This window comes from Ruania rhizosphaerae (assembly GCF_009805705.1).
In the GTDB taxonomy this organism is placed as follows: domain Bacteria; phylum Actinomycetota; class Actinomycetes; order Actinomycetales; family Beutenbergiaceae; genus Ruania; species Ruania rhizosphaerae.
In genome coordinates this window covers 210,280-219,337 of the sequence record NZ_VSMB01000006.1, presented here as the reverse complement: position 1 = coordinate 219,337, position 9,058 = coordinate 210,280, and the positions used below count along the sequence as shown (strand labels likewise).

Here is a 9,058-nt window from a genome sequence, read left to right as displayed (position 1 = left end):
CCATCACGACCTCCCACGATCACCACTTGTCGCAACGACCGTATGAATCCACCGCGGATTTTCGACACCCAGGCCACCCTCGCCGACTCAACTCGCCCATGAACTCGCCGCCTTCACGGATCTGCTCCGGGGCCGCTATCCGCGGGCGTCGTGCAACGTTCTCGCCGCTTCGGCGATCGAGCCGGACAACGACGGGTAGACGGTGAACGCTCCGGCTACCTGATCGACGGTGAGCCGGTTCGAGATAGCCAGGGTGATGGGGAAGATCAGTTCACTCGCGCGCGGGGCGACGACCACACCGCCGATCACGGTGCCCGAGGTCCGGCGGGAGAACAGCTTCACGAATCCCTCGTTGATGCCGAGCATCTTCGCCCGGGGGTTGCGGGCCAGGGGAAGCGTGGTGACGGCCCCGTCCACCTCGCCGGAGTCGATCTTGTGCTGCGCGATCCCGACGGTGGCGATCTCCGGGGCGGTGAAGATGTTCGCTGAGACCTGCCCGAGGTCGAGCGGTGAGACCGCATCCCCGAGCGAGTGCCACATCGCGATCCGACCCTGCATCGCGGCCACCGAGGCCAGCGGCAGGACGCCGGTGCAGTCGCCGGCCGCGTACACACCCCGGACGGTCGAACGGGAGACGCGGTCGACCTGGATGTGGCCACGCTCGTTCACTGCGACCCCGGCCTCGGCCAGTCCGAGATCCTCGGTATTGGGCACCCCGCCGACGGCGATGAGGCAGTGCGACCCCGTCACGATCCGCCCGTCGGCGAGCTCGACCTCCACCCCGTCCTCGGTCCGCCGTGCGGACGCTGCGCGGGATCGGGAGAGCACCTCCATCCCTCGCCTCTTGAAAACCTCTTCAATCAGCTCGGCGGCGTCGGCATCCTCACCGGGTAGGACCCGGTCGCGGCTGGAGACCAGCACCACGTCGGCGCCGAGGGCGTTGTAGGCTCCCGCGAACTCTGCCCCGGTCACCCCGGAACCGACGACGATGAGTCGCTCCGGGATCTCGTTCAGGTGGTACAGCTGGGTCCAGGTGAGGATGCGTTCGCCGTCGGGCTGCGCCGTCGCCAGCTCACGCGGCCTGGCGCCGGTGGCGAGCAGCACCACGTCGGCGGGAAGCTGCATCTGACCGTGCCGGGTGGTGGCGATCACCTCGTGCGGGCCGTTCAGGCGCCCGGTGCCGTCGATCACGCGGACGCCTTCGCGTTCGAGCCGGGTGCGGATGTCGGCGCTCTGCTTGTTCGCGAGCGCCATGACACGGGCGTTGACGGTGCCGAAGTCGGCGTCGTAGGAGATCTCCTCGTCGGCTCGGGGCCGGATGCCGAGCTCGCCGGCGCTCTCGGTGAGGGTCATCCACTCGGCGGTGGCGATGAGGGTCTTGGAGGGGACGACGTCGGTCAGCACGGCGGATCCGCCGAGGCCCTGGCGTTCGACGAGGGTGACGTCGGCACCGAGCTGGCGCGCGACGAGCGCCGCCTCGTAGCCGCCTGGTCCTCCCCCGACGATGACGACGCGGGACCCCTCCCGCGTGCTGGACCTGCCCACTCCACTGCTCTGCTCGGACGTTGCTGGTGCATCTGGTGTCGTCGTCACCCGGCCCATTGTGCCGTCTGCGCAGGTATCTTCGCTCCTGTGAGCAAGACGACGCCCGAGACCGGCACTCCCCTCGACCTTGACGACCCCGCGACCGACCCGATGGAGGCAGCGCGGCAGGCAGCTGCCGTGATCGCCGACCGCTCCGGGGTCGAACGGCACGACATCGCCCTCGTCCTCGGTTCCGGGTGGGGACCGGCGGCGGACGTGCTCGGCGAGACGATCGCGCAGATCCCGGCCGAGGAGGTTCCCGGTTTCAGCCGCTCGGGGGTACCGGGCCACTCCGGCACGTTGCGCTCGGTGCGCTACACCGACGCCGCGGGCACCGGCCGGCACGCTCTCGTGCTGGGCGCGCGAACGCACTTCTACGAGGGCCGTGGCGTGCGGCGGGTGGCGCACGGCGTGCGAACAGCGGCGGCTACCGGCGCCTCGATCGTGGTGCTGACCAACGGGTGCGGCGGGCTCCGCGCGGAGTGGGCGCCCGGCACGCCGGTACTGATCAGCGACCACCTCAACCTCACCGCGACCTCCCCGCTCGAGGGCGCGACGTTCGTCGATCTCACCGATCTGTACTCCCCGCGGCTGCGCGGGATCGCCCAAGAGGTGGATCCGAGCCTGGACGAGGGCGTCTACTGCCAGTTCCGTGGCCCGCACTACGAGACGCCCGCGGAGGTGCAGATGGCCGGCCGGCTCGGGGGCGACCTGGTGGGGATGTCGACGGCGCTGGAGGCGATCGCGGCCCGGCACGCAGGGCTGGAGGTGCTGGGCGTCTCGCTGGTGACCAACCTGGCGGCGGGGATCTCGCCGGAACCGCTCTCGCACGCGGAGGTGATCGAAGCGGGTCAGGCTGCGGCACCCCGCATCTCGGAGTTGCTGGCCCAGATCGTGCGCCGGGCGCTGCCATGAACGCCGGGGGCGACCACGAGGCGCTCCTCACCCAGGTGCGCACCTGGATCGAGGACGATCCCGACCCGGCCTCGGTGGATGAACTGCGCGAGTTGCTGGCCTATGCCGAGGGCGGCGGGGTGGAGGAATCCGAGCGCGACGCCGCGCTGGCCGGCCTCGCTGACCGGTTCTCCGGGCCGCTGACGTTCGGTACCGCGGGGCTGCGCGGACGGCTCGGCGCGGGTCCGCACCGGATGAACCGGGCGGTGGTGATCCGTGCCGCCGCGGGGCTGGCAGCGTTCCTGCGCGAGTCTCTCCGGGGCGCCGCTCCGACGGTGGCGATCGGGTACGACGCCCGCTACGGGTCCCAGGCCTTCGCACAGGACACCGCCGAGGTGGTCGCGGGTGCGGGAGGGCGGGCGTTGCTGCTCCCCGGGGCGCTGCCGACGCCGGTGCTCGCCTTCGCCGTCCGGTATCTGCGTGCCGATGCCGGGGTGATGGTGACCGCCTCGCACAACCCACCCGAGGACAACGGGTACAAGGTCTACCTCGGCGGACGGGTCGTCACAGGTTCCGGTGAGGGGGCGCAGATCGTGCCACCGGCCGATGCTGAGATCGCGGCTCACATCGCGGCGGTGGCCTCCGTGGCGTCCGTCCCGCGTGCTGCCGAGGATGCTGAGCGCACCGGCGGCACGATCGAGGTGCTCGGGGAGGATCTCACGACGGCGTACCTCACCCGGGCCGCATCCCTCACCAATGACGAGGTGTCGGATCGGGCCCGGGCAGGGCTGCGGATCGTGCTCACTCCCATGCACGGGGTGGGTGGCGCGCTTGCGCATGAGGTGTTGCGGACGGCAGGGTTCAGCGACGTCCAGCTTGTCCGGGAGCAGGCTGACCCCGATCCCGACTTCCCGACCGTCACCTTCCCCAACCCGGAGGAGCCCGGGGCACTCGACCTGGCGTTCGCGGCGGCGCGAGCGCAGGATGCGGACCTGGTGCTCGCCAACGACCCCGACGCGGACCGGTGTTCGGTGGCCGTCCCGGATCCAGCAGCCGAGGGCGGCTGGAGGCAGCTCACCGGCGACGAGGTCGGCGCCCTGCTCGGGGAGCAGGCGGCACGCCTGGCCGTCGGCGGACCCCCTCGAACCGACGGCAACCTCGCCGGGGGTGAAGTTGACGTCGATTATCCGACCCACACCGACCACAACCTCACCCGGGGTGAGGTTGTGGTCGGTGCAGTCGGGGTCCCCGTCCTCGCCAGCTCGATCGTCTCCTCGCGCATGCTGGCCTCGATCGCCGCTGCGCACGGGCTGCGGCATCGTGCCACGCTCACCGGCTTCAAGTGGATCAGCCGAGTCCCGGGCCTGGTGTACGGCTACGAGGAGGCGCTCGGCTACTGCGTCGACCCCGGCGCCGTCCGCGACAAGGACGGCATCAGCGCCGCCGTCCGGATCGCGGACCTGGCCGCCGGCTTGCATGCGCAGGGGCGAACGATGCTCGACGCTCTCGATGATCTAGCACGCACGCACGGAGTGCACGCCACAGCACCACTGACGGTGCGCGTGAGCGATCTGGCCAGGATCTCCCGCACGATGGAGCGCCTACGGCAGGCGCCGCCGACCGCACTGGCGGGCTCCGCCGTCGTGAAGTCGGTGGATTTGCGCGACGGCGGCGCTCCAGGCGAGCCGGACCTGCCGCCCACGGACGGGCTGCTGTACCTGACCGAGGCCGGGGACCGCGTGATCGTGCGCCCCAGCGGCACCGAGCCGAAGGTCAAGTGCTACCTGGAGGTGGTCGAACCGGTGGAGGACTGCGAACCGGTGGCGTCGGCACGTGCTCGGGCGGCGGCCAGGCTGCAGGACCTCATCGCCGACGTGAGCGAGGCAGCCGGTCTCTGAACCGGACGGGTGCCGTCCCGGGCTGGTGCGATCTCGGGCCGGTGGCCGTGCTGCGGCCAGATCCCCGGGAGGTCGGCGACCCCTCAGTCCCGTCGAACGGCCGGTCGTTCCACGGTGGCGCGTTCGAGCTCGTCGGGAAGGATCACCCGTTGCACGGGCAGTGCCTCCGGGTTGTTCTCACGTACCCACATCGCCAGGTGCTCACGCACATAGCAACGCAGGGTCCAGTCGGCGTCGCTGTTGACGCTGGTCACGAGCGCCCGCACTGTCAGCCGATCCCCGGTGGAGTCGGTGACCAGGATCGAGCGCGCGCGCCCGTCCCACAGTCCGCTCTCGTCGACGATCTTCTCGAAGGCCGCACGCAGACGGGTCAGATCGACCCGCCAGTCGAGCGAGAAGTAGATGACACCGGTGACGGTGTCACCTGTGCGGCTCCAGTTGATGAACGGGGTCGTGGTGAAGTAGGTGGAGGGCAGCACCTTGTGGCGTTCGTCCCAGATGCTGACCACCACGTAGGAGAGGGTGATGTCCTCGATCGTGCTCCACGTACCGTCGACCTCGACGACGTCCCCGATGCGGATCGCATCGGTGAAGGCGAGCTGCAGACCGGCGAAGACGTTCCCGAGGGTGGACTGAGCGGCGATACCGAGCACCACGGAGAACAGACCGGCCGAGGCCAGGACGGTCGCACCGATCCGCTCTACGCCCGGGAAAGTGAGCAGCACCATCGCCACGGCGATCACTGCAAAGGCGACATCCACGATGCGGCGGATGAGGATCATCTGCGTCTCGACCCGGCGTCGTGCGCGATCGTCGTCGTGCATCCGCGCCATCATGTGCTCCTGCAGGTGCACCAGCCAGGCCAGGACGAGCCGTTCGACGAACCAGACGGCTGAGACGAGGATGGCGATCAGCAGCGCGTGCATCGCCACCGTCCGCAGCGTGGAGTCCTCCAGCGTCTGGGATACCGCCACGCGCAGTGCGATCGAGAGCAGCAGCGCGGCCAGCGGACGTCGCATCTTCAACCAGGCGGTGCGGACGAGGCGGATCCGGCGCCCGATGCGCAGCAGCATCACGTTGGCGATGAGGAGCACGACCACCACACCCGCCACAGCGGCGGCGATCGCGATCAGGGCAACGAGCCAGGCATCCATGCCCCCGGTCTAACACATGCCCCCGACAAGACGGAATCGGCGCCCGCCGCGACCACCTTCTAGACTCCGGTTCATGCCCGCGCTCTCTCCCACCGTGACCGCTGCTGCCGTCCGGGAGGCGGCGCAACGGGTCCAGCACGCCGTCGAACGCACCCCGCTGCAACGGTGGGAGCGGATGAGCATCGCCACCGGCGCCGCGGTGCTGCTCAAGCGTGAGGATCAGCAGAGCGTGCGCTCGTACAAGGTGCGGGGCGCTTTCAACCTGATGCTGCGCCTGACCGAGTCCGAGCGGGCTCGCGGGGTGGTGTGCGCGAGTGCAGGGAACCATGCGCAGGGTGTGGCGAAGGCCTGCCACGAGCTGGACATCGCCGGGCGGATCTTCGTTCCTCGGACCACGCCGAAACAGAAGCTGGAACGGATCGCCGAACTGGGTGGCGAGCAGGTGACGCTGGTGCCCGTGGGGTCGACATTCGATGAAGCGTCGGCCGCGGCGCGGGACTTCGCGGAGGCGGACGGTGCCGTGCAGGTGCACCCGTTCGACGACGCGCGCACGATCGCTGGGCAGGGCACGGTGGCGAAAGAGTTGCACGACCAGCTGGGCCATGCTCCGGATCTGGTGGTCGTGCCGGTGGGCGGAGGTGGCTTGATCGCCGGGATGGGCACCTATCTCGCCGATGCGTGCCCGGGCACACGCGTGGTCGGCGTGGAGCCGGGCGGGGCGGCGAGTATGGCGGCTGCGCTGGCGGCCGGTGGACCGGTGCGGCTGGAGGAGATCGATACCTTCGTCGACGGCGCCGCGGTGCGTCAGGTCGGCCAGGTCCCGTTCGAGATCGCCTCGGCACTGCAGTTGGTGATGACCACGGTGCCTGAGGGCAGGCTCTGCGCGGAGATGCTGGCGTTGTATCAGACCGAGGGGATCGTCGCCGAGCCGGCCGGGACGCTCGCACTCGCTGCCGTGGGCCCAGCCGGATCAGGGGCCCCGGTGGAGATCCACCCGGGCCAGACCGTGGTGTGCGTGCTCTCCGGCGGGAACAACGACATCTCCCGTTACGCCGAGGTGGAGGAGCGTGCCCTGCTCCACTCCGGCCTGCGGCACTACTTCGTGATCGACTTCCCGCAGGAGCCCGGAGCCCTGCGCCGCTTCCTGGACCACGTGCTCGGACCGGACGACGACATCTCCCTGTTCGAGTACACCAAGCGTTCCAACCGGGAGACCGGGCCGGCGTTCGTGGGTCTGACGCTCGGCTCGGCGGACGGCTATGAGCCCCTCCGCGAGCGGATGGATGCCTCCGGGCTCCACTACGAGGTGATCTCCCCGGACTCGCCGTTGTTCCGGTTTTTCACCTGAAGGTGATCGTCGTCGACGAATCTGTCAAGTATGGTGGGACGAATTTGTACAGTTACAAGGTACAAAATTGTAGAGTTTGAGCCCGCGATCCTGTAGCGTCCGAGCATGGCTTCCTACGTGGACCGCACAATCGACGGCGAGCTCGTTGCTCTCGTCGGCGGCGTACCAGCCATCGCCGTCCAAGGCCCGAAAGGTGTAGGCAAGACCGCGAGCGCACAGCGCTTGGCCGCAACCACGCTCGAACTCGACCGGCCCGCTCAACTGGCAACACTCCGAGGCGACCGAGGCGTCATCGATCGGCTCGATCCCCCCGTTCTCATTGACGAGTGGCAGCTCGATCCTCCTGTGTGGGACGCGGTCCGTCGCAGCGTCGACCTCGACAGGAGCCCGGGACGGTTCATCCTCACAGGGAGCGCAATCCCTCGAGACACGCGAATCCACTCGGGCGCCGGACGCATCGTCAATCTACGGATGCGGCCACTCAGTTTCGCAGAGCGTCAGCTCGAGTCCACGAGCGTGAGCCTGGCCGATCTCGTCAACGGCAACGACGACAGGATCGAGGGCCATACGACTCTGACGCTCGCTGACTACACCCGCGAAATCCTCGCCTCCGGGCTACCAGGGATCCGCTCAGACGCACCAGCATTCCGACGACGGCAGCTGACGAGCTACCTCGACCACGCTCTCACTGAGGAGGTTCCAGCGCTCGGGAACATCATCCGACGACCTGAGTCCCTGCGCGGCTGGCTCCGCGCCTATTCGGCCGCCACCTCGACGACAGCCTCGTTCGAGGCAATCGCGGACGCCGTGTCCCCCACATCGCGCCCGACGCGGAGCACAGTCATCGACTACCGAGATGTGCTGACACAGCTCTGGCTACTGGACCCGGTCCCTGCATGGGAACCCCGGGGCGCGGGAATCTCCGGACTCGGCCGGGCCCCGAAACACCAACTGGCCGACCCTGCGCTGACAGCGCGGCTGCTTGGGGCTACCGAGAAGTCGCTCTATGGCGGCACCACGGACGTCGACCGCCGGCCGGAGTATCGGAAGTTCCGGGATGGCCCACTCCTCGGCTCCTTGTTCGAGTCGCTCGTGACGCTCAGTGTCCGCGTCTACGCCCAGCCGTTGGAGCTAGAAGTCGCACACCTACGCACCCACCGGGGTGACCACGAGGTCGACATCATTCTCACGACAGATGATGGCGACGTGATCGCGATCGAGGTGAAACTGACCGAGGCCATCAACGATCGTGATGTCCGGCATCTCAACTGGCTGCACGACAAGCTGGGCGACGCGCTGATCGACCGAGTCATCGTCACCACCGGCCCCTATGCCTATCGTCGTGACGATGGCGTCGCTGTCGTGCCGCTCGCGCTACTCGGCCCCTGACCCAGCCTCCTCGAGACGGACGCCGCGAGACCGTCAATGATCCGTTCCACCCCGAACTCGTACGCCCCGTCGCCGTCATAGGCCGACCCTTGCGCCTGACCCGCCGCCGAGCCGATGCGGGTCCCGAGCGGATACCGGTCCGCGGTGGCCACGCGCGCGAGCACCGGCCCGTGTGCGTCCCACCAATCCTGATCACTCTGCGCAGCCGCAGCAGCTCGCGCCTGCCGGCCCGACCGGGCGTTCTCCCGCACGAAGGCGAGCACCAGCGCCCGGGCGCGGTCGGTGCTCAGATCGTCGAGCCCGAGGGGAGTGAACGCTCCCAGCTCCCACTCATAGGCTCCGAGGCCGCCCGGCCCCAGTGAGGGCCGGTTCAGGGCGTCGGCGTCGGTGAGCCAGGCGTGTGCCGCAAGCAGGGCCAGGTGCGCGTCGGCTACCTGCCGCACCCGGCGCCGCCATCCGAGGCGGCCCCACGAGGCGGTCGGTAGCTCACCGAGCACGTGGTCGACCATCAGTGCCAGCAGCGCCTCCCGGTCGGGTACGTGCGTGTAGACAGACATCGGGGCGATCCCGACCTCCCGGGCGAGGGCGCGCATCGTGACCGAAGCGACGCCGTCGTGATCTGCGAGGGCCACTGCAGCGCGCACGAGCTCATCAACTGAATGCCCAGGCACTGGCCCGCGCCGACGATGCGTGGGCAGGTCGTGACGCCACAGCAAGGTCAGCAAGCGATCTGGATCGGCCATGGAATAGATCCTCCCCTCCCAGCTTTCTTATCTCCGTACATCGTACAG

Annotated in this window: 7 protein-coding genes; 4 read left to right on the top strand and 3 right to left on the bottom strand. The window is 69.1% G+C overall.

The features are described 5' to 3' along the window. Positions 1–135: 135 nt before the first annotated feature. Complete coding sequence (locus tag FV560_RS10930) at positions 136–1,602, bottom strand: NAD(P)H-quinone dehydrogenase (RefSeq protein WP_159621557.1); 1,467 nt, start codon at positions 1,600–1,602, stop codon at positions 136–138. Positions 1,603–1,695: 93 nt separating this feature from the next. Between FV560_RS10930 and FV560_RS10925 the strand changes: the two genes are divergently transcribed. Next, positions 1,696–2,499 (top strand): purine-nucleoside phosphorylase, encoded by an 804-nt coding sequence (locus FV560_RS10925; protein ID WP_159621580.1) that lies wholly within the window; start codon positions 1,696–1,698, stop codon positions 2,497–2,499. Next, positions 2,496–4,376, top strand: coding sequence for a phospho-sugar mutase (locus FV560_RS10920; RefSeq protein ID WP_159621556.1), 1,881 nt, complete (start codon positions 2,496–2,498; stop codon positions 4,374–4,376). Before FV560_RS10925 ends, FV560_RS10920 begins: the two co-directional genes overlap by 4 nt. Positions 4,377–4,459: 83 nt before the next feature. On the opposite strand, the gene FV560_RS10915 is transcribed toward FV560_RS10920, so the two are convergent. Then, positions 4,460–5,530 (bottom strand): mechanosensitive ion channel family protein, encoded by a 1,071-nt coding sequence (locus tag FV560_RS10915; protein WP_159621555.1) that lies wholly within the window; start codon positions 5,528–5,530, stop codon positions 4,460–4,462. Positions 5,531–5,603: 73 nt separating this feature from the next. On the opposite strand from FV560_RS10915, the gene ilvA reads away from it, so the two are divergent. Together ilvA and FV560_RS10905 are read left to right on the top strand one after the other, a co-directional pair. After that, positions 5,604–6,878, top strand: a complete 1,275-nt coding sequence (ilvA, locus tag FV560_RS10910) for a threonine ammonia-lyase IlvA (RefSeq protein WP_159621554.1) — start codon at positions 5,604–5,606, stop codon at positions 6,876–6,878. A 105-nt stretch (positions 6,879–6,983) separates the two neighbouring features. Further along, a complete protein-coding gene (locus FV560_RS10905) occupies positions 6,984–8,267 on the top strand; it encodes an ATP-binding protein (protein WP_159621553.1) in 1,284 nt (427 codons plus the stop codon). On the opposite strand, the gene FV560_RS10900 is transcribed toward FV560_RS10905, so the two are convergent. Continuing rightward, positions 8,213–9,010, bottom strand: a complete 798-nt coding sequence (locus FV560_RS10900) for a TetR/AcrR family transcriptional regulator (protein ID WP_159621552.1) — start codon at positions 9,008–9,010, stop codon at positions 8,213–8,215. The genes FV560_RS10905 and FV560_RS10900 overlap by 55 nt on opposite strands. Between the last annotated feature and the right edge of the window lie 48 nt (positions 9,011–9,058).